The sequence below is a fragment of the Acinetobacter sp. YH12251 genome, from assembly GCF_013417465.1.
Classification (GTDB): Bacteria; Pseudomonadota; Gammaproteobacteria; order Pseudomonadales; family Moraxellaceae; genus Acinetobacter; species Acinetobacter amyesii.
In genome coordinates, this window is record NZ_VPDZ01000003.1 from 172,138 (window position 1) to 195,513 (window position 23,376).

Genomic DNA, 23,376 nt, shown 5'->3' on the forward strand with positions numbered 1-23,376 from the left:
TCACCTATTACTGGATCTTAGGAGTGTCTAAAGGTTTATCTAAAGGTACGTTCATTAAACGTAAAGATTCTTGCATTACACGAGCAAAAACGGGTGCCGCCACCAGACCACCGTAATACTGACCTGTTGGGTTTTCCACCACAACAATCATGGCCAAACGTGGATCACTCACTGGTGCGACACCAGCAAAGAGTGCACGATATTCTGAAGTCGAATAACCTTTACGGTCTGCACGTAATTTATGTGCTGTACCAGTTTTACCCGCCACGCGATAACCCGGAATATTGGCTTGACGTGCCGTACCACCCGGCAAGGTCACCGCTTCCATCATTAAAAGCACTTGATCAGCAATTTTAGGGTCAACCATCTGCTCACCCTTCGGCTTTTCCTCAAGCTTGTACAAGCTCAGTGGCATTTTGACGCCTTTGTTGGCAATCATGGCATAAGCATCAGCCAGTTGGAGCACTGTAGCGTTCAAACCATAACCATACGCCATGGTTGCTACTTCAGACACATTCCATTTGCTCTTCGGCAAAATCAGACCAGCACTTTCACCGGGGAATTTCACTGCTGAACGTTGACCAAAGCCAAGACGTTGATAGAACGTTGGTAAAGTTTCATAAGGGAGAGATAAAGCGATTTTTGCCACACCAACGTTAGACGATTTTTGAATAATGCCACCCAAAGTCAGAGGGCCATAGTTATGCGTATCTCGAATAGTATGATTCCCAACGCGCATTGAACCCGGTGTGGTATTTACAACTGTATTTGCCGTGTATTTGCCGCTTTCCAACGCCATTGCCACGGTCATTGGCTTCATGGTTGAACCTGGCTCAAAAGAGTCAATCGCACCACGGTTACGCATGGCATCTTTATTTAAAACGCCTTTTTTATCGTTCGGGTTGTACGACGGCCAAGAGGTCATCGCCAAAATTTCACCTGTTTTGACATCCACGGCAATCGCGGTTGCAGAACGTGCATTATTGGCCACCCCTGCAGCGGTCAACTCACGGTACATGATGTATTGCAAACGTGAATCGATACTGAGCGTGATATTTTCGCCCGACTCTACTTCTTTCACAATCTCAGGGTCTTTAACGCGGTTGCCCTTTTTATCACGGACAATTTGCTGCGCACCATCGACACCTGAAAGACGTTCATTCAGCTGCATTTCCAAGCCTTCAATACCCATACCCTCACTATTGGTTAAGCCAATAATTTGTGAGTTTGGCTGAGGCTGTGGATAGTAGCGCTTATAGTTTTTTTCAGTATATACGCCCTGAAAGTCACGTTTCATGATCAATTCAGCTTGTTGCGGCGGTACTTCTTTCTTTAAAACCAAATAACGTGAACGTGGACGCTCATTCATTTTGCGTTTCAGTTCAGCACGATCCATCCCTACAGCATCGGCAAGTTCATCTAAGCTTAGATTTTTATCGGGTAATTGACGTTTTAACTTACGGTTGTTTGGATCTTTAGCCAATTCAGCCGTAGTTTCTTCAAAGAGTTTTTTATTGTCAAAATAATCACGTGGATCGATCACGATTTTCATGATCGGGGTACTAATCGCTAAAGGCACACCGTGACGGTCATAGATGACACCGCGCATGGCTTTTAAGGTTTCAGTTCTTAAAATTTTGGCATTGGCTTTATTTTGTAAAAAGTCTTTATTGATGATTTGTACATAAAAAGCCCGCCCGACCAATGCAATAAAGCACAGTAAAACCACCGCCCACATCAAGTGATAGCGCCACATCTCCACCGAAATTGCTGTACGACCAGTAACAGACTGCTGTTTTTTACGCGGAGTTTGTTTGTTTCTCTTTTCAACCATGTGACCGGCAGCCTATTTTTTCTGTTCTGGAGTTTGTGGCAATGAAATAACAACGGTTTGTGCAATAGGAGGCGAATACATCCGTAATTGGGTAACTGCACGTGTCCCAATTTGGGCTGTTGCACCAAAAGTTTGTTGTTCGATCAGCAAACGTCCCCATTCTGCGTTGAGGTCATCCCTTTCACGCATATAGGTACTCAATTGACGATAATCTTGTCGATATTCAAAGACTTGAAACACCACCATAATCGCACTCACAAAAACCAAGAGCAATAAAATGCCGTATGTAATGATTTTCTTTGACTGCGATTGATCAGAGTTTTTTTCGATTGCTTCGGTTTTCATTCTTTGCCTTTTAAGCTAAACGCTCTGCCACACGAAGCCAAGCACTACGAGATCGTGGATTGGCTTTAACTTCTTCTTCACTTGCTTTAATTCGTGACACTTTTTTTAAGCGGCGGGTATCTTCGCGTTTTTGTGGTAAACCCCAGCCTGTGTCTTCTGCAAGTGTAGATTCTTTTTGAATAAATTGTTTAATTAAACGATCCTCTAAAGAGTGGAAACTGATCACTGCAAGAGTGCCTTCAGGTTTCAGCATATCCACCGCTTGAGGTAAGAAGATATCAATATCGTCGAGTTCTTTGTTAATAGCAATACGAATTGCTTGGAAAGTTCGTGTCGCTGCATGTTTATTTTTTTCCCATTTCGGGTGGGCAACTTTCACGATTTCTGCCAATTGAGCTGTAGTTTCAATATACCCTGCCGCTTTAATCGCTTTGGCAATACGGCGGCTATAACGCTCTTCACCATATTTAAAAATAATATTGGCCAAATCTTCTTCTTCAATATCAACCAACCACTCTGCGGCTGTTGGACCTTGTGAATTGTCCATACGCATATCAAGTGGGCCATCTTTCATAAAACTAAAGCCACGCTCTGCTTGGTCTAACTGTGGAGATGATACCCCTAAATCCGCCATAATACCGTCGACCAAATCGATACCTCGACTACGCAGTTCTTCTTTTAAGTCTGCAAAACTGGCGTGAATAATTTTAAAACGCGCATCTTCTTGTTCTAATTCTGCTGCAACAGCCAACGCTTGCGGGTCTTTATCAAAGGCATAAACACGTGCGTTTTCATCTAATTTAGACAGTAATAAACGCGTATGACCACCACGCCCAAATGTGCCATCTACGAAAATTCCTGTATTGCGATCTGCCAGTAAAGCATCAACAGTTTCATGAAGTAATACAGAAATATGCGACATAAGGGTTCGTTCAACACAGCTAAAAATGTAACTGCACATTATTACCTTGTTTTAGCAAAGCTCCAAACGTCTTTTTGTACAGAAATATTACTTTCCATAGAGAAAACCGTTTTTATTTTTTGCCATCCATTAAAAAACCTCCCGAAGGAGGTCTTTGTACATCTCAAATCATAGATTTCGATGTATTAGCGCTTGTTATTGTAGATCTGATCGAAGATCGCACCATTCACAAAATGTGTTTGTTGTGCTTTTGCCCAGCCACCAAAGACTTCATCAATAGTAAAAGTTTTTAAAGGTGGGAACTGAGTTTTATATTTTGCTAAAACTGCTGCATTACGTGGACGATAGAAATGACGAGCAGCCATCTCTTGACCTAATGGAGAATAAAGATAATTGATATAGCCTTGAGCTAACCATTTATTACCATTTTTTTCGACAGTTTTATCCACGATCGCCACTGAAGGCTCAGTCAAAATCGACATCGATGGATATACGATATCAAATTTATTTTTACCCAAAGTTTTTTGAGTAACTAAAGCTTCGTTTTCCCAAGTCAATAACACATCACCAATACCACGTTCTGCAAATGTAGTCATCGATGCACGTGCCGCAGAGTCCATCACTTTTACGTTATGGTACATTTTACCCACGAAATCTTTGGCTTTCGCTTCATTACCACCTGGCTGTTTCAAAGCATAACCCCAAGCTGACAAGTAAACCCAACGTGGTAGACCGCCAGTTTTCGGGTTCGGGGTAATAATTTGTACGCCCGGTTTGGTTAAATCAGACCAATCTTTAATATGTTTCGGGTTGCCCTTACGCACCATGAAGACAATCGTTGAAGTATATGGCGCTGAGTTATGTGGAAACTCTTTTTGCCAACCCGGCTGAATCTGACCAGACTTCACAATTTCCTCGATGTCATTGGCCAATGCCAAAGTCACGACATCACCTTTTAAACCGTCAACCACAGAACGGGCTTGTTTACCTGAGCCACCGTGTGATTGTTTAAATGCGACCGTTTTACCCGTACGCTCTTTCCAATATGCACCAAATGACTTATTAAATTCGTCATAAAATTCACGCGTTGCATCATAAGATACATTTAAAAACTCACGATCAGCGGCCTGAGCAGACGCTGAGAAAGCAACACCAGTGGCAAGCAACGCAGCACTGAGCCACGCCTTAAATTGAGTTTTCATAACAGCCTGCATAAAGTTATATTCAATACTGCTAAATATATGAAATAAAGTCATAAATCGCAATTGCAGCGTGTTTAGACGCTTTGTTGAATACAGCTAAGGCTACGAATTTAATTGTTTGTTTTTCATATTAAAATACACAAAAACAATCTACTTATTCCCTATATATAGATTTTTATGCATTACATATGCAAAAAACGGATAATCTAGATTATCCGTTTTTACAGCGCACATTATAGTGGGTCGTTTTACTCTTTATTCTTTTCACTATAGATTTGATCAAAAATCGCACCATTCACAAAATGTGTTTTTTGCGCTTTAGCCCAACTGCCAAACACTTTATCAATGGTAAAGGTTTGAACTTTCGGGAATTGAACAGCGTATTTTGCTGTGGCTTTTGCATCGCGAGGGCGGAAGAAATATTTACCTGCCAGCTCTTGGCCCTTAGGTGAATATAGATAGTTCAAATAACCCTTCGCCAAATTTCGATTACCATTTTTGTCGACGGTTTTATCTACTACAGCCACCGAAGGTTCAGCTAAAATCGAAATAGACGGATAAACAATGTCATATTTATCTTTGCCTAAGCCCTGAGTCGCCAACAATGCCTCATTTTCCCAAGACAGCAACACATCTCCAATGCCACGCTCAGCAAAGGTCGTGAGTGAACCACGTGCACCAGAATCCAATACTTTGACATTGCTATAGAGTTTTTTCACCAATTCTTTGGCTTTGGCATCATTTCCACCCGGTTGTTTTAAAGCATATCCCCAAGCTGATAAATAGATCCAACGCGGTGCCCCACCTGTTTTTGGATTTGGCGTAATAATTTCAACACCCAGTTTGGTCAGGTCATTCCAATCTTTAATTTTTTTCGGGTTGCCCTTACGCACCAAAAATACGATAGTTGAGGTATACGGTGCAGAATTATGTGGAAATTGTTTTTGCCAATTTTTATTGATTTGTCCAGTCGCCACAATTTCATCAATATCATTGGCCAATGCCAAAGTGACAACGTCTGCTTGTAAACCTGTTGCCACTGCACGAGCTTGTTTGCCAGAACCACCATGTGATTGTTTAAAATTAATCTCTTGTCCTGTACGTTTTTTCCAATATTGTCCAAATTCTTGGTTATATTCCTGATAAAACTCACGTGTTGGGTCATAAGAAACATTTAAGAAATCTTTTGCGGCATACACCTGTACCGCCACCCCACCCAATAAAGCGAAAATACCCGATGCTATTATTTTTTTCATCTGCTCAAACTCAAATTGATCTTGAGAGCACTATATAAATCAAAAATAACTTTAACAATCAGATATCTATAATATAAATTCAAATCTATTTCTGTTTTAAAGATATCTAAAAATAACGTATTTAAAGCTTTAATTCTGCTAATACAGCAACAATCAGAAGCGATCTCCATGCTATCTTCATAGTTGTTTGCTAAAACATCCGAAAATTTGGAGAAAACAGTCTATTTAGGTAATCCTAGTACAGACTTTTTTAGTTTTTTTGTAAAAATTGTGACGTAGTTCTACTTTTTAATTACGATAGATGGTTAAATCGTAGTCTAAATATTAAAACTATTTTGCAAATAAAAAGTTCCATCACCAAAACTAGGGGGAGATTTGGACATGAAATTTTCATACGCACTATGCCTAGGCTTAAGTTTAAGCGTGACTGCACAGACTGCTTTTTGTGCTGCAACCAGCACCGCATCGAATAACAAACTTACGATGCCTGCTGAACGTACCTCATTGATCGAAAAAGCGATTAATCAGCAAAAATCTGAAGGCAAAGGCCGTACAGACGATAATTTAAAAGTACTTACGTCTATTAAAGCTGCACCGACTCAAAGTTTCTTTGCATCACAAAACCAAAGTTTTTCTCGTTTTGTTCAAGCCATTTTCTCTGGTAGTAGCTCATAACGACATCAGCATACTCATGTCATCCAAGCTATTGTTTTAGACGAGTTCCCCTACTGTCGTCTAAAAAACACTAAAAACGCCTGATCATTCAATGTTGAATTAAGCATTAAGTGATCAGGCTTTTTCGTTATAATAGATCCCAATTTACATTCTGATTAAAAGCTGATTATGACTGTTCGTACTCGTATCGCACCTTCTCCTACTGGTTTCCCGCACGTTGGGACTGCTTATATTGCATTGTTTAACTTATGTTTTGCGAAGCAACATGGCGGTGAATTTATTCTTCGTATTGAAGATACAGACCAACTACGCTCTACCCCAGAATCTGAGAAAATGATTTTAGATTCATTGCGTTGGTTAGGTTTGAACTGGTCAGAAGGTCCAGATGTGGGTGGCCCTCATGCGCCATACCGTCAATCTGAACGTATGGACATTTATAAACAATATGCTTTGGAACTGGTTGAAAAAGGTCATGCGTTCTACTGCTTCGCAACAGCAGAAGAACTCGATCAAATGCGTGCGGAACAACAAGCGCGTGGTGAATCACCGCGTTATGACGGACGTGGCTTAAAACACACTGCAGAAGAAGTTGCACAGCGTTTGGCTGCTGGTGAACCGCATGTCATTCGTATGAAAGTGCCTGAAGAAGGGATTTGTAAATTTAACGACTTACTACGTGGTGAAGTCGAAATTCCTTGGGCGCAAGTCGACATGCAGATTCTACTGAAAACCGATGGTTTACCGACGTATCACTTGGCAAACGTGGTTGATGACCATTTAATGGAAATCACTCACGTGATTCGTGGTGAAGAATGGATTCCATCTGCGCCTAAACACCAATTATTGTACAAATATTTTGGTTGGGACATGCCTGTGCTTTGCCACATGCCACTGTTACGTAACCCAGATAAATCAAAACTGTCTAAACGTAAAAACCCAACCTCAATTAACTACTACAAAGACATCGGCGTTTTACCTGAAGCATTATTGAACTACTTAGGCCGTATGGGCTGGTCAATGCCGGATGAAAGTGAAAAATTCACTTTGGCTGAAATGATTGAACACTTTGACATTCAACGTGTATCACTAGGCGGTCCGATCTTTGATGTTGAAAAGCTGAACTGGTTAAATGGTCAATGGATTAAAGGTTTAACACCAGGTCAATTGCTCGACACCCTGCTGGCTTGGAAATCAGATCGTAATACCTTGGAAGAAATTGCTGCTGCGATTCAACCGCGTATTAATTTATTATCTGAAGCAGTGAATTGGGCAGGTTTTTATTTCAACCAATTTCCAACACTCAGCAAAGAACAGTTTGAAAGCAAAAAGTTGACTGAAGAACAAGTGCGTCAAAGCCTTCAATTTGCCATCTGGCGTCTAGAAAGCATGTTCACTTGGAACAATGACACCGTCAGCCAAACGCTTATGGATTTGGCGAACCAAATGAACATTAAACTTCGTGACTTCATGCCAACCTTCTTTATTGCTATTGCAGGTTCAACATCTTCGACACCGGTTATGCAATCAATGGTAACCATTGGTCCTGATTTAACCTTTGCTCGCTTACGTCATGCACTTGAAATTGTGGGCAGCCCGAGTAAAAAAGAAACAAAAGCATGGGAAAAACTCAATGAAAGCTTAAAACTGCCGAAAAATGATGCAGTTGATGAAGCTTAATTGATTTTTTAGTTGACGGATGGGCGTTATCCCCCTAATATAGCGCCCATACCGAGAGATGGTGTCAACCAACTCTAAGTTGCCTCAAATTGTCCCTATCGTCTAGAGGCCTAGGACATCGCCCTTTCACGGCGGTAACCGGGGTTCGAATCCCCGTAGGGACGCCATATTCAAGGTGATGCAAATCATCTTATAAAAAACCCAAGCATTATGACTTGGGTTTTTTATTGCCTAAATTTTATCTGATTTAAATTTACGGTATTTTTGCTTTCTGCGTCATTCTGATTAAAATAAACCATAGATTAAAATTATGGAGTTGCAATGCAATACCGTTGCCCTAAATGTCAAAGCCCTAAAATTATGCCTCTTGCGCAAGCAGGCCAGCCTGTTGCTCGTCCTGTCGTGCCTAAAAGCCTGATTATCCTCATCCCTGCGGTATTTATTCTTTTACTGTTGGTGATTATCAGCATCGCAATGTGGATTTTTGGCGACGGTGCAGGCACTACATTACAAACTGCGACTGTTGTTATATTTATTGCTTGCTTGATTGCAGGCTTCATGTTCTACCGCGACCTGCCAGATTTTAAAATCTCAATGCAAAGTTTTATGCAATCACAGAAAAAATGGAAATGCCGCGAATGTAATCATGAGTGGGAAATCTAAACAGGCCATTTAAATCACATCAGCATTAGTGCTGATGTGGTTCATCATGAGAATGCGCGTGATCATCTTGAAGGTGCTCATGTGCATGATCAGACTTTTGGGTGTGTTGGTGTACCACACATTCATCTTCTTCGATTTGTAATGTCATCTCTGTGATTCCATGTTCATGTTGCAACATTTCAATCGCCTCAAAATACAAGGCATTACGATCGGCTTCAGGTGCAAAGAGATGAACTGTCAAATGCACATTCTTTGATGTTATTGCCCAGACCTTTAACTGGTGAATACTCTCTACCCCATTGAGTGCCAATAAATCATTGCGTAACTTTTCTATGTCGATTTCTTCCGGCACACCTTCCAATAAAATATTGATACTTTGTTTGAGTAAAATCCAAGTCCTTGGTAAGACCCAAAAGCCAATGAGCACCGCAATAAGCGTATCGACCCACATCCAGCCGGTAAAATAAATAATCGCTGCGCCAATAATCACACCGACCGAACCTAAGGCATCACTTAACACCTCTAGATACGCCCCTTTCACATTCAAGCTTTCTTGTGAACTGGAAAATAAAATACGCATCGAGATTAAGTTAATGATTAGACCGATGACGGCCACAATCATCATGCCCATACTTTGAATTTCCGGCGGCGTTGAAAAGCGCTGATAGGCCTCATACAAAATATAAATCGCAACCACAAATAGCATCAAGGCATTAAACAAGGCAGCCAAAATTTCAAAACGCTGATAGCCAAAGGTACGTTTGTTATCAGCAGGAAGCTTGCCAATTTTGATCGCGACCAATGCTATGGCAAGGGCTGCAGCATCGGTGAACATATGTGCCGCATCTGACAATAGCGCCAAACTTTGCGTCATAAATCCAGCAATGACTTCAATAATCAAAAACGTCGTGGTCAGTGCTAAGGCAAAACTTAATTTTTTGACATTCCCTTCTGTGACAACGGCATGGCTGTGGTCATGCCCATGATGCTCACTCATTATTTTCTGACCTTTATAAATTATATATTCTTCAGTCTTGAGCTTAACAGGTGCAGTAAACGTAATAAAATTACATTATTCAACCTTCAGTACTACGTTTTACCTTCAAACTTTAAAACTGCTTTTTTCAGCATCTACTTTCAATTTATTAAAAATAATTTTTCGCGATCTAGATGACTGAAATCACTTATAAATATTTTTCAATACCTATTCACATATCATGACAAGCATGCTAATTTTCATCTTAAGTGTGATCTGTTTAAAACAATTAAATCATTCATCGCAGCGCACGAATGACTGCAATTAATATTTTTATTAATCAAGTGGTTATATTTAGCAACAAGGAGTTTAACAATGATGATACAAGCTCTGAAAAAAATCTATGCACTGTTGTCACAACAGATGAATCCAAAGTTGCAAGGAATGCACCTTTCGATTACAGAAGCCGAGGGTGATTACGCCCAAGGGACTTATTTTGAAATTCTTGCGGCTCAACACCATCAAGACTTTCTCAGTCACCATACTATGGATTCAGCAGACCAATCCCCTACTGACTATCGCAATGCCATGTGGAATTTCTTAAGTGCCGCATTAAAAGGTCATAAAGATGCCCAATATCGCTTAGGTCTCGGTTATTTACGTGGAGAACTCGGCTTAGACCGCAATTATGAACTTGCAGAGCTTTGGCTCAGTAAAGCGGCTGCACAAGGCCATGAACAAGCAGACTACGTCTTACATCATGCCTATGAAGACATTGTTGTATAGTCATTGCTTCTCACGCAATAAAAAACCAGCCCGCAGGCTGGTTTTTTATTTTAAAACTGGAACTTAGTTACCAATTTTGCGGTATTTTTGACGCTTTGCAACAAGGTCATCACCATCACGTTTACGACGGTATTCTTCAAATTCATGGTAGTTACCCGTGAAGAATTCAGGGGTTTCACCTTCAAATGACAAGATGTGCGTAGCAATACGGTCGAGGAACCAACGGTCATGCGAGATCACCATTACAGTACCTGGGAATACCAGAATGGCATCTTCAAGCGCACGTAAAGTTTCAATATCCAAGTCGTTTGATGGTTCATCGAGTAAGATGACGTTTGCGCCCATTTGCAGGATTTTCGCAAGTTGTAAACGGTTACGCTCACCACCTGACAATTGACCTACACGTTTTTGCTGATCTTGACCTTTGAAGTTAAAGCGACCGATATACGCACGAGATGCGATTTCGTATTCACCAATTTTCAAGATGTCTAAACCGCCAGAAACTTCTTCCCAAACAGTTTTGTTGTCATCTAAGGTGTCACGAATCTGACCAACATAAGCCACTTTAACAGACTCACCCAGTGTAACTGTACCTGTATCTGGTTGTTGTTCGCCTGTCATCATACGGAATAATGTGGTTTTACCCGCACCGTTTTCGCCCACGATACCTACAATTGCAGCAGGTGGTACAACGAATGATAAATCTTTATAAAGCGTGCGATCACCAAACGACTTGCTGATACCTTCAACTTCTACAACTTTGTTACCTAGACGTGGACCAGGTGGAATATAGATTTCAGACGTTTCGTTACGCTGTTGGAATTCGCGTGAGTTAAGCTCTTCAAAACGCTCCATACGCGCTTTGTTTTTCTTTTGCTGACCTTTAGCATTTGAACGAACCCATTCAAGTTCTTTTTTCAATGCTTTAGCAAAAGATTCTTCTTGCTTCTGTTCTTGCTCTAAACGGGCATTTTTCTGCTCTAACCAAGAAGAGTAGTTGCCTTGGTATGGAATACCCATGCCGCGGTCAAGCTCAAGAATCCACTCTGCCACGTTATCCAAGAAGTAACGGTCATGGGTAATCGCAACGATCGTACCTGGGAAGTCTTTCAAGAAACGTTCCAACCATGATACTGATGAAGCATCCAAATGGTTCGTTGGCTCATCTAGAAGCAACATGTCTGGTTTAGACAATAACAAACGGCAAAGTGCAACACGACGGCGCTCACCACCAGACAACTTAGATACATCTGCATCCCAAGCTGGAAGGTTCAACGCTGCAGCAGCCTGATCCATTTGGTTCACAATATTATGTGCATCCCATGAATGGATAATGGCTTCTAACTTCTCTTGTTCTTTTGCAAGTGCATCAAAGTCAGCATCTTCTGCTGCATATTCTGCAAACACTTCATCAAGACGCGCCAAAGCATCTAACGGCTCACGTAAACCGTCTTCAACGTTACCACGAACGTCTTTGCTTTCATCCAATGGCGGCTCTTGTTCAAGGTAACCAATTTTGATACCCGGTTGAGCACGTGCTTCACCTGAGAAATCTTTATCTACGCCCGCCATAATACGAAGCAAGGTAGATTTACCTGCACCGTTTAGACCAAGCACACCAATTTTTGCGCCTGGGAAAAATGATAAAGAGATGTCTTTCAGGATTTCGCGCTTAGGCGGAACCATCTTCGACACACGGTTCATCGTGTAAATATATTGGGCCACTTAGGACTCCTCAATAGTCAAAACATATACGGAACAACACAAAGTTGCCCCTGCTCAATTGAGCGAAAAAATAATCGGCTATTATACGCATAAAGTCGTGAAAAAATAAGGTTTCGCACACGGCTTCAATGCATTGTTACAAGTTTAATGGCGAACAAAATTTAAACATGCGGTTTTAGGCATGATTTCGCTCATATTTAGCTGAAATTTTTTCAACAATATGAATAATTATGATATTAATTTTAGAAATAAAGCACTTTTATTCATATGTATAAATGATAGACTGTTTAAAAAACTAGCTCACTTAGATGAAGTAATCATGACCTATAAAGACGAAACTTTAGCAATTCACGCGGGGTATACACCGGAGCCAACCACCAAAGCGGTTGCCGTTCCAATTTATCAAACCACCTCATATTCCTTTGATAACACGCAGCATGGTGCTGATTTATTTGACTTAAAAGTTCAGGGGAATATTTATACCCGCATTATGAATCCAACCACGGCAGTCCTTGAACAGCGTGTTGCAGCGCTCGAAGGCGGTATCGGTGCATTGGCTTTAGCCTCTGGTATGGCCGCCATTACATATGCGATTCAAACCATTGCTGAAGCAGGCGACAATATCGCTTCAGTTTCGACCCTGTACGGCGGCACATATAACCTGTTTGCCCACACCCTGCCGAAACAAGGCATTGAAGTTCGCTTCTTTGATTATCAAAACCCTGAAGCGCTGCGCAGTCTCATTGATGACAAAACCAAGTTGGTCTTTGTCGAATCTATTGGTAACCCATTGGGCAATATTATTGACCTCGAAGCAATTTCGAAAATTGCGCACGAGTTTGGCATACCTGTGGTGGTCGACAATACTGTGGCTACTCCTGTCCTGCAAAAATCATTTGAATTTGGTGCCGACATCGTGGTGCACTCACTCACCAAATATATTGGCGGTCATGGTAATTCGATCGGCGGCATCATCGTCGATAGCGGCAAGTTCCCTTGGGGCAAATACCCTGAACGCTTTAAATCACTCAACACCCCTGATCCAAGCTACCACGGGGTGAATTATGTCGAAGCTTTAGGTGAAGCCGCCTACATTGCCCGTGCGCGTGTAGTGCCATTACGTAATACTGGCGCTGCGATCAGCCCGCACAATGTGTTTTTGATCTTACAAGGTTTGGAAACCCTGAGCCTGCGCATGGAACGCCATACCGAAAATGCGCAAAAAGTGGCTGAATATTTACAAGCGCATCCAAAAGTAAAATGGGTTAACTACGCTGGCCTAAAAGACCACCCACAACATGCTTTGGCGCAAAAATATGTCAAAGGCAAACCATCTGCAATTCTTTCATTCGGCGTTCAAGATGGCCTTGCAGGTGGCACACGTTTCATCGATGCCTTACAGTTGTTTACTCGCCTTGTGAATATTGGTGATGCCAAAAGTTTAGCCTGCCATCCTGCGACCACGACACATCGTCAGCTCAATGAAGATGAACTCAAAGCAGCGGGGGTCAGCATTGATATGGTTCGTTTATCGATTGGGATCGAACATGCGGATGACTTGATTGCAGACTTAGAGCAAGCCTTAGCTGCTGTTTAAACCATAATTGCACAATCCACAGGTCTTATTTTTAAGGCCTGTTTTTATTTCCATTTCATTTAAATAACCACTCCCACATAATCCGCCTTCCAACTTTGGGCATCTATGGCCCTGCTTCTATATTTATTTACAATTTTATTTATCTTGAAAATCGACTTTTTTAGGTTGCAACGATGTTGATAAAAGCACTTCTCTTTCACATATTTATGTGTTAAAAATTGAGTAAATAGGGATTTTAATTTAGAGTAAAAACTCTAAATATTATTTTATTATCAATTACTTATCATATGGCTTTTTTTGAATAAAACGCTATCATACCGCTGACTTAAAACAGCCCTGCACATAGCGTTGTCGGGCCGATAAATGAATACAATAAAACTGATTTAACAGGGAACCTCATCGTGAATTCAAGACTTGAGAAACGTTTCGTTGACCGTGTCAACGGTAAGACTATTTTAATCACCGGTGCATCAAGTGGTATCGGTTTAACCACAGCGCATCGCCTTGCCAACGCAGGCGCACATGTTCTACTGGTTGCACGTACCAAAGAAACTCTTGATGCCGTAAAAGCTGAAATTGAAGCCACTGGCGGTAAAGCCGATGTTTTCCCATGTGACCTCAATGATATGGACTCCATTGATGCTGTGGCACAACAAATCCTCGCTTCCGTCGATCATATCGATATCTTAATTAATAACGCTGGCCGTTCTATTCGCCGTGCCGTGTATGAATCAACTGATCGTTTCCATGATTTTGAACGTACTATGCAGTTGAACTATTTTGGCGCGGTACGTTTGGTGATGAATTTACTGCCGAAAATGATGATTCGCCGTGAAGGTCATATCATCAACATCAGTTCGATTGGTGTATTGGCCAATGCAACGCGCTTCTCTGCGTATGTTGCATCTAAAGCCGCATTAGATGCTTTCAGCCGTTGCCTAAGTGCTGAAGTTCACTCGCATAATATTGCCATCACGTCGGTCTACATGCCATTGGTGCGCACGCCAATGATCGCCCCAACCAAAATTTATAAATATGTTCCAACGCTTTCTCCAGAACAAGCAACTGACCTGATTGCCTATGCCATCGTGAAACGTCCGAAGAAAGTGGCGACCAATTTGGGCCGTTTGGCTTCGATCACCTACTCCATTGCTCCTGACATTAATAACAAACTCATGTCGATTGGTTATAACCTATTCCCAAGCTCTTCAGCGTCTATTGGTAAGCAAGAAAAACTCAATTGGGTACAAAAAGCATATGCTCGCCTATTCCCTGGTGAACACTGGTAAGACCTGACTCACCCTTTAAAAAGCCCTTTTGAGGGCTTTTTTTATTGGGTTTTATGCGGCAACTTTGCTACATTGGGCTGAGATAAAATCAACTTTTATAACAATGAAAACTCAAAATATTGCCATCATCGGTGCAGGTACTGCAGGATTGGCTGCTGCAGCAATGCTTGCTGCTCAAGGCCATCAGATCTGCTTATATGAAAAAGTCTCACAACTTGACCCTGTGGGTGCAGGACTATTATTACAACCTGCCGGACTGGCAGTTTTCGAACATTTAGGCATTTTGGAACATGCCTTAAGCCTAGGTGCTGTGGTAACCGGTCTGGAAGGTCAACTGGCTGGCGGCGACTTACTGATAAACAGTCATTATCGACAAGCCGATGAACGTTCATATGGACTCGGCATTCACCGTGCCACGCTCTGTCATGTCCTTGCATCCAAAGTCGGTGAATATCCTCAACACGTTGAGTGGTGCATGGCGCATGAGGTGCATGCACTTCAAGAATCCAGTGACGGTATTAACGTGATTGGGCAGTCCGCAGATCAATCCTTTCAACGTCAGTTTGATCTCGTGCTGATCGCCAATGGCGCACGCAGCCATTTACGCCCTAAAGCATGGGAAAAGCTCAACCAAGCCTATCCTTGGGGGGCAAAGTGGATCATCGTGCCTGAATGCGAAGTGCTGAATCCACAGATCTTGCATCAGTTCTATGACCGCTCCAACATCATGATGGGTGTGATGCCTACGGGAGCAATTCCAACACAGCCTGAACAGCGCCTTTCGAGTATTTTCTGGAGTCTACCTACAGCAGATTTAGAAGGATTCTTAAAAACCAAGAACGCACAGCAGCAATGGTTGCTTGAAGTTTCGAAACGCTGGCCGAGTGTTGCAGAATGGTTAGCGCATGTGATTCCACATCCAGATGATCCGCAGCAGTGGCTGTCTGCCAACTATCGTGATGTGGTGCTGAGCAAGCTCGGTGAAGGCCGTATCGGCATCTTAGGGGATGCAGCTCATGCCATGAGTCCACAGCTTGGACAAGGCGCCAATATGGCGCTACTCGACGCATGGGCCATCAGTCAGGCCCTACTTCAACATCAACAGGATTCCTCACTGCAAAACCTCTGGCAGCAGTATCATCAACTGCGGTTGCCGTCCGTGCGGTTTTACCAATTTTTTAGCCGCCTGCTGACTCCGTTTTATCAATCTCATCATCGCTGGACAGCGCCGCTGCGTGATATTTCATTTCGTGCCATGTATCAGCTGCCATTTTTCCGCAAAGAAATGGCCATCACGATTTCCGGCTTAAAAACCGGTGCATTTGGGCAAATGAATTATGCCGACATTGCCCGCAAGCCTGCAGATGATTCTGCGGCTGAACTGCGCAATTTAAAATTTGATTAAGAATTAACTCCCCATCATTCTCTTGATGGCTTACACTATGATGCTGCTCAAATGCTGCGGCATTTATTTTTTGATTTTTGAATTGGTGAAATCCTCATGAACAACCTGCAATGGCTCGATGAAGTAAAATTTAACGAACAAGGCTTAGTGCCTGCTATTGCACAGCATCATCAAAGCGGACGCGTTTTGATGGTGGCATGGATGAACCGTGAAGCCTTGGCGCAAACTGCAGAAAAAAATCAAGCGGTATACTTTTCACGTTCACGCAATAAGTTATGGCATAAAGGTGAAGAATCTGGCCATTTCCAAACCGTGCATGAAATCCGTTTGGACTGTGATGCTGACGTGATTGTGCTACAAATTGAACAGCATGGCGGGATTGCCTGCCATACCGGCCGTGAGTCATGCTTCTACCGCAAGCTTACTGCCAATGGCTGGGAAATTGTCGATGCGCAATTGAAAGATCCTGCTGCAATTTATGGTGTAAAATCAGCAAATCCGCATACCCTTGCGATGAATGCATCCAATGCGCAATCTGAGCAAGTCGAAGTACTCGACTACTTAGGTAAAATGATGGCTGAACGCAAACAAGCTGATCCTGAGTCCTCTTATGTGGCAAAGCTTTACCATAAAGGCCTCAACAAAATTTTAGAAAAAATCGGTGAAGAAAGTGTTGAAACCATCATTGCCGCTAAAGATTTTAAAATCGAAGCCAATGAAGACAACAAAAACGATCTGATTTACGAAGTAGCAGACCTTTGGTTCCATACCATTGTGATGTTGGGTTATTTCGATATTGATCCTCAATTGGTACTTAACGAACTCGCTCGTCGTCAAGGCCTTTCCGGTTTGGTTGAAAAAGCCAACCGTCAGCACTAAGACGCAACCGTGCCAGATCTTAAAAAACCGACCGCGACCTATGAGCAGGCCACTGCCATAGATAACGCACGTCTTGGTAAATCATTTAAAGTGATTGCCTATGCTGGCACAGGTAAAACAACCACACTGCAAATGATCAGTGATGCCATGCCTCAGCGGCGTGGCATGTACTTGGCCTTTAACAAAGCCATTGCCACCGAAGCACAGAATCGTTTTCATCAAAATGTCGACTGTCGAACCTTCCACTCATTGGCTTATCGTAGTGTTCCACGTGGAGTGACTGACAAACTGCGTCTACCACGTTTAAGTCCGAGCTTTATTGCCAAAGAATATCGACTAGAACCGATCACCCTACGTCGTATGATGGGCGGTCGTTATGAAAAATATGTGCTCATGCCTTCGCGCTTGGCGAGTCTGGTGGCAAACGCTGTCAGTTATTTCTGTTCGACCAGTTCACAGTATCCTGCTCCAAGACATCTACAAGCACCGAGTTGGTTGCATCCTGACGATATCGAAAGCTTACAAAAGCATTTGTATCCTGCCATTGAACGTCGTTGGTTAGAGTCGATTGATCCGAACCATGCAGCAGGGATTGGGCACGATATTTATTTAAAACTTTGGGCTTTGTCTGAACCAAATATTCCTGCGGATTATGTGCTGTTCGATGAAGCTCAAGATGCTGACCCGCTAATGCTAGGGATTTTACTGAAACAGCGGAATACCCAAGTCATCTATGTTGGCGATGCGCATCAACAAATTTATGCATGGCGTGGCGCAGTCAATGCCATGCAGCAACTCCCATTACCTGAATCACGTTTAACCACGTCGTTCCGTTTTGGTGAAGAAATTGCCTTGAACGCCAATGCTCTGCTGGGCGCATTGAATGAAACCGTACCGTTATTGGGTAATCCACAACTCAACTCTAAAGTGGTTAATAAGCCTCATACCAAGATGCGGGATGCCATTTTATGTCGTACCAATGCACGCGCGATGGAACTATTATTGGCGGGTTTGGTCAAAGGTGAAAAAGTTAGCCTGCAAGCAGATCATGCGCGACTCAATCGTTTTGTCGATGCTGCAGCCATGCTCAAACAAGGCAAACGCGTGGTCGATGTCCCAGAGCTTGCATGGTTTAACTCATGGCATGATGTACATGAATATTGTGAAACCAATGACGGCAGCGATATTAAACCGCTGGTGAAGTTGGTCGATGATCACGGCACTGACCCGCTGAAAAAGGCGCTGGCGAAAATCACCCCGATTGATCAAGCCGACTACATCATCTCGACAGCCCATAAAGCCAAAGGTTTAGAATGGGATCGGGTACATATAGAAGATGACTACCAATTTAAACTCAACGATAAAGATTATAAAATTAGTGACGAAGAGTTACGGTTACTTTACGTGGCTTGCACACGTGCTAAAGTAAGTTTAAATATCCATCATATTTATGACTTGATGCAGCACTTAAAACGTCAAATGCCCAAATCTTTGGCACAAGCGGTCAGCTAGTATGATGAAAAAGGTGAATAAACAATAAATCAGTAAAAGGTGCACCATGAAAATACAATCGATTCAACTCAAGCACACCCTTCATTTTACTGATATCACCCTCAATTTTAATTATCACGATCTGCCGATTACCTTAATTTTGGGTGATCAAAGCTCCGGAAAAACCTCCCTACTGCGCTTTAGTTACCAGGCCCTCACTTGGTTTGCTGCACGCTATAAAGATTTGCGTACCGCAGGTGTGGTGATGCTCGATCAAGACATCATGTTAAATCGCTTACAATCGAAACTTGATATTCAGGTCAGTTTTCCCGAAGACATTGGCGCATTTCAGCTTTCAAGTGATCAGCAAGACCAAGACCCACAATGTTGTTCATGGCAACTGTATAAAACCTTAAACAGTCAAGGCGTCGGCCTCAGTAAGGCCGAAACACAGCAATTGGAATCGATGGTTGCGCTGTATCAAAAAGCCCTCAAAGCTGATCCGTTACAAGGGCTGCCGCTCATTGCCTATTACCCTGCTGAACGCTTCGTCAACGACGTAAATATTCTCAATAAAAATAATCCTGCTATTTTTCAGCCTTCACATGCCTATGAAATCTCGGCCATTCCCTTTACCACGTTTATTCGTTTTTTTGAGTGGTTTCGAGAAATATCCGATATAGAAAATGCACAAAGTGCCGAATTAATTCAAAATTTATTACATCCAAAAAACCCAACTGACTCATCCAACACATCTGACACGCCACTTTTTGGACAAAAACTGGCGCAAGCTCAGGCCGATCTACACGCGCCGTCACTCAGATCATTAAAACAAGCCTTAGAGACCGTGTTGCCCGATGTGACCAATATTTATCTGCAATATCACCCTAGATTACAGTTAATGGTCTGCTATCAAGGCAAAGACATGTTGTTTCAACAGTTGTCGAATAGTGTCCGCAACCTTGTGGCCTTAATTGGTGATATTGTGCGTCGCCTGTGCCTACTCAATCCTCATAGCTTATATCCGTGCCAAGAAGGTGACGGTATTTTATTGATCGACGCCATAGACCACCAACTCGATCAAAACATGACTCAAGTGATTTTGACCCGTTTAAATCAAGCGTTTCCACGACTCCAAATCATTGCCAGCGGCAACCGTCCTGAACTGCTGGAACAGGCTTCTCGTTTTCAGTGCTTACAACTACAGAATAAAAAGCTCAGTGAGATTCAGCCTGAAAAACTACAAGAAACTTATGATCAGATTTATCAGCAGTTGCAACTCGGATCAAAGGTATCGCTTCCAGCCAAAACTGAAGAGATTGAATTAAATGAGCCACTGAACAGCCCAGATACGATCCAGCACATGTTGCAATTAATCCAGACGCAACTGACCGAGCAACAGCAACAAGAATTGGTTAGGGCTTTATCACAGCGGGGTGATCAGGACGTTACGATCCAACCGCTAAGTTAAAAAAACTGAGGCTGATTAAGTGAGCGTAATCCATAGCCTCGATGTTTAAATATTCAGCAACAAGGCCGCAATAGATGTCTAGACAGTTTCGTCAGGCGTATAATGTGTAAGTGGTTCATAAAAAAGATTGATGTTGTTTTACGCATGTAATATGATCGGTTTTATTTGCAATTTTCATAGTAACATCGGAAATTGCTATCGCTTTACGAGTTGCGCAACACAGCTTGTTTTTAATTTTTTTGACACACATGGCTTTCAAGATTGAATTTTTGGACTGCTCTTTGCTGTCCTGTAATCCTTGAAAGATGAAATACACCTAGGTTTCACCGCCTAATCATGACAATGGATACGAGTGTGCTACCGATTATTATATTGTTACCGTTAATACTAGGCACAACACTTGTCTCGTGGTTGAAGCAATTCTCTCGCGGGGTAACAGCTTTAGGGGCGATTGGCGTCAGCCTCAGCAGTTTAGTTTTATTATTGAGTCAGGCCCCAGATGTCTTTAATGGCAAAACCATCATTCAAACTTGGCCGTGGCTCACTCAAGTTGGCATTGATTTCAGTTTCCGTCTCGATGCACTGGGCTTGTTGTTTTCCCTGCTCATTACGGGAATAGGCACCTTAATTTATATCTATGCCTACTATTATTTAAGTCCAAAGAATTCGCTCAGTAAACTGTATGTTTTATTGATGCTGTTCATGGCTGCCATGCTCGGCATTTCATTGTCTAATAATTTAATTTTATTACTCATTTTCTGGGAACTCACCAGTATTTCATCTTTCCTATTGGTCGGTTATTGGAGCAATTACGACGCTGCTCAGCGTGGCTCTCGTATGGCTTTGACCATTACAGGCATGGGTGGTCTATGTATGTTGGGTGGTTTTGTTCTGTTGGCGCAAATCACGGGCACCTATCAGATTGATCAAATCTTGACGATGAGTAGCCAAATTCAGCAGCATCCGCTTTTTGTACCTGCACTGCTATTGATTTTAATGGGGGCATTTACCAAAAGTGCGCAGTTCCCTTTCCATTTTTGGTTGCCAAATGCCATGGCAGCACCGACCCCCGTCTCAGCTTATCTACACTCTGCTACGATGGTGAAAGCCGGAATTTTCCTGCTTGCACGCTTATTGCCAATCTTTGCAGGCGCGGCGTTGTATCACAACTTGGTCACCTTTATTGGTTTGTTTACCTTATGTATGGCGGCCTTCTTTGCCATTTTCAAAGAAGATTTAAAAGGGCTGTTGGCCTATTCCACCATCAGCCATTTAGGTCTGATCGTTTGTTTACTCGGGATCGGTTCTCCCCTCGCAGTTGCCGCTGCTATTTTCCATATCATTAACCATGCAACCTTCAAAGCAGCCCTATTTATGATCGCGGGGATTATTGACCACGAATCAGGTACACGTGATTTACGAAAACTCTCTGGTTTATGGCAATTACTTCCGTTTACAGCAACGCTGACCATGATCACTGCGGCCTCTATGGCAGGTGTACCATTAACCAATGGTTTCCTTTCTAAAGAGATGTTCTTTACTGAACTTTTGGCCAACCTGACTGGGCCAGTGATGATCGTGTCAGCCATCATTGCCACCTTTGCCGGTATCTTTGCTGTCGCGTATTCGGTACGTTTGGTTCATGGGGTATTTTTTGATGGTCCACTAGGGAAAGATGTTCCCAATAAAGAAGCGCATGAACCACCGTTTGGCATGCGCGCACCAGCAACCTTACTGGCTGCTTTATGTATTTTAGTTGGACTCTTCCCTGCGTTATTGGTTGAGCATATTGTCAATAGTACCGCGCGTGCGAGTATTCAAAATACTGCGTTTGAAGGTACACATTTAGCGATTTGGCATGGTTTAAATGCACCCCTTTTGATGAGTGTGATTGCACTTTTAGGTGGTTTAGTTTTCTATTTCGCATTGGCAAAGGGCGGCAAATTACGCCGTATCGATTTGGATCCTCTTTTGGGCCGTTTGCAAGGTAAAGTGCTGTTCGACTTATTTTTAAAGCATCTTTTACTCAGCTCAAGAAAGTTCCGTCGCTTTACTGAAAATGGCAAATTACAAAGCTATTTATTGTGGATTTTAATCTTTAGTGTAGCCATCGTCATTGTTCCATTTTGGCTGCAAGGTATCGGCACAGGCAGCCGTGAACTGATACATGCACCAATCATCGCAATCGTTCTGTGGCTATTATTATTCTCTGCATGTTGGATGATGCTTTGGTTCCACCATGAACGGATTAAAGCCGTCCTCATCAGTGGTGCAGTCGGTCTGGTTGTGACTATGGTGTTTATCTGTTTCTCCGCTCCAGATTTGGCGCTCACGCAGATTACTGTTGACGTGGTGACCACCGTGCTCTTACTCATGAGCTTATCATTATTACCACAGCTCACACCTTATGAGTCGAGTGTGTCTCGTCGTTGGCGAGATGCAATAATTGCGATTATTGCAGGTTTAGGGATCGCATGGATTTCATGGCTGATCATGACCCGCGATCATAATTCCATCTCATGGTTCTTTATGCAGCAATCCATCCCACTTGGTGGTGGTACCAATGTGGTCAACGTGATCTTGGTCGACTTCCGTGGCTTCGATACCTTTGGTGAAATTACCGTACTGGGAATTGCCGCAATTGGTACGCTGTGCATGATGGATGGTATGCGTGCTCATGGTACCACCATTACGCAAGGTCTGACCTATCGTTTTAATCCGTCACCACTGATGTTCCGTATTACATCATCATGGATTTTGCCTTTAGCACTCGTCATCAGCTTATATATTTTCCTACGGGGTCATAATTTACCAGGCGGTGGCTTTATTGCAGGCTTAATTACCTCTTTAGCCTTAGTGATTCAATATATTGCGCTCGGCCAAGACCGTGCTGAACAACTGATTGGTGCAAAATCAGGTCGCTTATATGAAGTTTGGATTGGTATTGGTTTAACCATTGCAGGGCTGACAGGTATCGCGGCTTGGCTATGGGGGCGTCCATTCCTGACCAGTGCTCATATCTATGTATCGCCACCCATTTTAGGTGAAATGCACCTTGCCTCCGCTGCCCTCTTCGACACAGGTGTCTACATCACCGTTGTGGGCGCGACGATGTTAATGATTTCCGTCTTAGGCGACTCGCGTCACTCGAGTATGTCTGGTCCAGTTCCAAGAGGCGAATAA

Annotated in this window: 18 protein-coding genes and 1 tRNA gene; 12 read left to right on the forward strand and 7 right to left on the reverse strand. The window is 42.7% G+C overall.

What is annotated here, in order from left to right:
- Window positions 1–7: 7 nt before the first annotated feature.
- The 5 genes from ftsI to FTV27_RS04080 all read right to left on the reverse strand — a co-directional run bounded on the left by ftsI (window position 8) and on the right by FTV27_RS04080 (window position 5,559).
- A complete protein-coding gene (gene ftsI, locus FTV27_RS04060) occupies window positions 8–1,834 on the reverse strand; it encodes a penicillin-binding protein PBP3 (RefSeq protein WP_078189389.1) in 1,827 nt (608 codons plus the stop codon).
- Window positions 1,835–1,846: 12 nt separating this feature from the next.
- The gene (gene ftsL / locus FTV27_RS04065) at window positions 1,847–2,179 is read right to left on the reverse strand and encodes a cell division protein FtsL (protein ID WP_078189390.1); all 333 of its coding nucleotides are present in this window, start codon (window positions 2,177–2,179) and stop codon (window positions 1,847–1,849) included.
- Between the two features lie 10 nt (window positions 2,180–2,189).
- Window positions 2,190–3,101 (reverse strand): 16S rRNA (cytosine(1402)-N(4))-methyltransferase RsmH, encoded by a 912-nt coding sequence (gene rsmH, locus FTV27_RS04070; protein ID WP_180008673.1) that lies wholly within the window; start codon window positions 3,099–3,101, stop codon window positions 2,190–2,192.
- A gap of 185 nt (window positions 3,102–3,286) precedes the next feature.
- On the reverse strand, window positions 3,287–4,303 hold the full coding sequence (locus FTV27_RS04075; RefSeq protein ID WP_180077121.1) for a sulfate ABC transporter substrate-binding protein: 1,017 nt from the start codon (window positions 4,301–4,303) through the stop codon (window positions 3,287–3,289).
- 248 nt (window positions 4,304–4,551) lie between these two features.
- The gene (locus FTV27_RS04080) at window positions 4,552–5,559 is read right to left on the reverse strand and encodes a sulfate ABC transporter substrate-binding protein (RefSeq protein ID WP_180077123.1); all 1,008 of its coding nucleotides are present in this window, start codon (window positions 5,557–5,559) and stop codon (window positions 4,552–4,554) included.
- 381 nt (window positions 5,560–5,940) lie between these two features.
- On the opposite strand from FTV27_RS04080, the gene FTV27_RS04085 reads away from it, so the two are divergent.
- From FTV27_RS04085 to FTV27_RS04100, 4 genes are all read left to right on the forward strand, one after another.
- A complete protein-coding gene (locus FTV27_RS04085) occupies window positions 5,941–6,234 on the forward strand; it encodes a hypothetical protein (RefSeq protein WP_180077125.1) in 294 nt (97 codons plus the stop codon).
- A gap of 168 nt (window positions 6,235–6,402) precedes the next feature.
- Window positions 6,403–7,911: a glutamate--tRNA ligase gene (gltX, locus tag FTV27_RS04090; RefSeq protein ID WP_180077127.1), complete on the forward strand. Its 1,509-nt coding sequence runs from the start codon at window positions 6,403–6,405 to the stop codon at window positions 7,909–7,911.
- Window positions 7,912–8,002: 91 nt separating this feature from the next.
- Window positions 8,003–8,078 (forward strand) — tRNA-Glu (locus tag FTV27_RS04095).
- Between the two features lie 154 nt (window positions 8,079–8,232).
- On the forward strand, window positions 8,233–8,574 hold the full coding sequence (locus tag FTV27_RS04100) for a hypothetical protein (protein WP_180077129.1): 342 nt from the start codon (window positions 8,233–8,235) through the stop codon (window positions 8,572–8,574).
- Between the two features lie 25 nt (window positions 8,575–8,599).
- On the opposite strand, the gene FTV27_RS04105 is transcribed toward FTV27_RS04100, so the two are convergent.
- Entirely contained in the window at window positions 8,600–9,571 is a 972-nt protein-coding gene (locus tag FTV27_RS04105; protein ID WP_180077131.1) for a cation diffusion facilitator family transporter, read from the reverse strand.
- A gap of 354 nt (window positions 9,572–9,925) precedes the next feature.
- Between FTV27_RS04105 and FTV27_RS04110 the strand changes: the two genes are divergently transcribed.
- Complete coding sequence (locus tag FTV27_RS04110; RefSeq protein ID WP_180077134.1) at window positions 9,926–10,336, forward strand: SEL1-like repeat protein; 411 nt, start codon at window positions 9,926–9,928, stop codon at window positions 10,334–10,336.
- Window positions 10,337–10,399: 63 nt separating this feature from the next.
- On the opposite strand, the gene ettA is transcribed toward FTV27_RS04110, so the two are convergent.
- A complete protein-coding gene (gene ettA / locus FTV27_RS04115) occupies window positions 10,400–12,061 on the reverse strand; it encodes an energy-dependent translational throttle protein EttA (protein WP_180042172.1) in 1,662 nt (553 codons plus the stop codon).
- Between the two features lie 319 nt (window positions 12,062–12,380).
- Here ettA and FTV27_RS04120 point away from each other — a divergent pair, with 319 nt between their 5' ends.
- The 7 genes from FTV27_RS04120 to FTV27_RS04150 all read left to right on the forward strand — a co-directional run bounded on the left by FTV27_RS04120 (window position 12,381) and on the right by FTV27_RS04150 (window position 23,376).
- On the forward strand, window positions 12,381–13,658 hold the full coding sequence (locus FTV27_RS04120) for an O-acetylhomoserine aminocarboxypropyltransferase/cysteine synthase family protein (RefSeq protein WP_180062802.1): 1,278 nt from the start codon (window positions 12,381–12,383) through the stop codon (window positions 13,656–13,658).
- Between the two features lie 401 nt (window positions 13,659–14,059).
- Window positions 14,060–14,947: an SDR family NAD(P)-dependent oxidoreductase gene (locus FTV27_RS04125; RefSeq protein ID WP_180077136.1), complete on the forward strand. Its 888-nt coding sequence runs from the start codon at window positions 14,060–14,062 to the stop codon at window positions 14,945–14,947.
- Between the two features lie 103 nt (window positions 14,948–15,050).
- Window positions 15,051–16,352 (forward strand): NAD(P)/FAD-dependent oxidoreductase, encoded by a 1,302-nt coding sequence (locus FTV27_RS04130; RefSeq protein ID WP_180077138.1) that lies wholly within the window; start codon window positions 15,051–15,053, stop codon window positions 16,350–16,352.
- A 96-nt stretch (window positions 16,353–16,448) separates the two neighbouring features.
- Complete coding sequence (gene hisIE, locus FTV27_RS04135) at window positions 16,449–17,231, forward strand: bifunctional phosphoribosyl-AMP cyclohydrolase/phosphoribosyl-ATP diphosphatase HisIE (protein WP_180026546.1); 783 nt, start codon at window positions 16,449–16,451, stop codon at window positions 17,229–17,231.
- Between the two features lie 9 nt (window positions 17,232–17,240).
- Window positions 17,241–18,743 carry a UvrD-helicase domain-containing protein gene (locus tag FTV27_RS04140; protein WP_111884125.1) on the forward strand — a complete coding sequence of 501 codons (1,503 nt, stop codon included), beginning with the start codon at window positions 17,241–17,243 and terminating at the stop codon, window positions 18,741–18,743.
- Between the two features lie 46 nt (window positions 18,744–18,789).
- The gene (locus tag FTV27_RS04145) at window positions 18,790–20,193 is read left to right on the forward strand and encodes an AAA family ATPase (protein WP_180077140.1); all 1,404 of its coding nucleotides are present in this window, start codon (window positions 18,790–18,792) and stop codon (window positions 20,191–20,193) included.
- A 342-nt stretch (window positions 20,194–20,535) separates the two neighbouring features.
- Window positions 20,536–23,376, forward strand: coding sequence for a monovalent cation/H+ antiporter subunit A (locus FTV27_RS04150; RefSeq protein WP_180077227.1), 2,841 nt, complete (start codon window positions 20,536–20,538; stop codon window positions 23,374–23,376).

Coding starts and splice junctions, on each gene's coding strand:
- FTV27_RS04110 (WP_180077134.1), top strand. CDS start 9,926: ATGATGATACAAGCTCTGAAAAAAATCTATGCACTGTTGTCACAACAG.
- ftsL (WP_078189390.1), bottom strand. CDS start 2,179: ATGAAAACCGAAGCAATCGAAAAAAACTCTGATCAATCGCAGTCAAAG.
- FTV27_RS04120 (WP_180062802.1), top strand. CDS start 12,381: ATGACCTATAAAGACGAAACTTTAGCAATTCACGCGGGGTATACACCG.
- FTV27_RS04145 (WP_180077140.1), top strand. CDS start 18,790: ATGAAAATACAATCGATTCAACTCAAGCACACCCTTCATTTTACTGAT.
- FTV27_RS04105 (WP_180077131.1), bottom strand. CDS start 9,571: ATGAGTGAGCATCATGGGCATGACCACAGCCATGCCGTTGTCACAGAA.
- hisIE (WP_180026546.1), top strand. CDS start 16,449: ATGAACAACCTGCAATGGCTCGATGAAGTAAAATTTAACGAACAAGGC.
- FTV27_RS04130 (WP_180077138.1), top strand. CDS start 15,051: ATGAAAACTCAAAATATTGCCATCATCGGTGCAGGTACTGCAGGATTG.
- FTV27_RS04085 (WP_180077125.1), top strand. CDS start 5,941: ATGAAATTTTCATACGCACTATGCCTAGGCTTAAGTTTAAGCGTGACT.
- FTV27_RS04080 (WP_180077123.1), bottom strand. CDS start 5,559: ATGAAAAAAATAATAGCATCGGGTATTTTCGCTTTATTGGGTGGGGTG.
- FTV27_RS04075 (WP_180077121.1), bottom strand. CDS start 4,303: ATGAAAACTCAATTTAAGGCGTGGCTCAGTGCTGCGTTGCTTGCCACT.
- FTV27_RS04150 (WP_180077227.1), top strand. CDS start 20,536: ATGGATACGAGTGTGCTACCGATTATTATATTGTTACCGTTAATACTA.
- ftsI (WP_078189389.1), bottom strand. CDS start 1,834: ATGGTTGAAAAGAGAAACAAACAAACTCCGCGTAAAAAACAGCAGTCT.
- rsmH (WP_180008673.1), bottom strand. CDS start 3,101: ATGTCGCATATTTCTGTATTACTTCATGAAACTGTTGATGCTTTACTG.
- gltX (WP_180077127.1), top strand. CDS start 6,403: ATGACTGTTCGTACTCGTATCGCACCTTCTCCTACTGGTTTCCCGCAC.
- FTV27_RS04100 (WP_180077129.1), top strand. CDS start 8,233: ATGCAATACCGTTGCCCTAAATGTCAAAGCCCTAAAATTATGCCTCTT.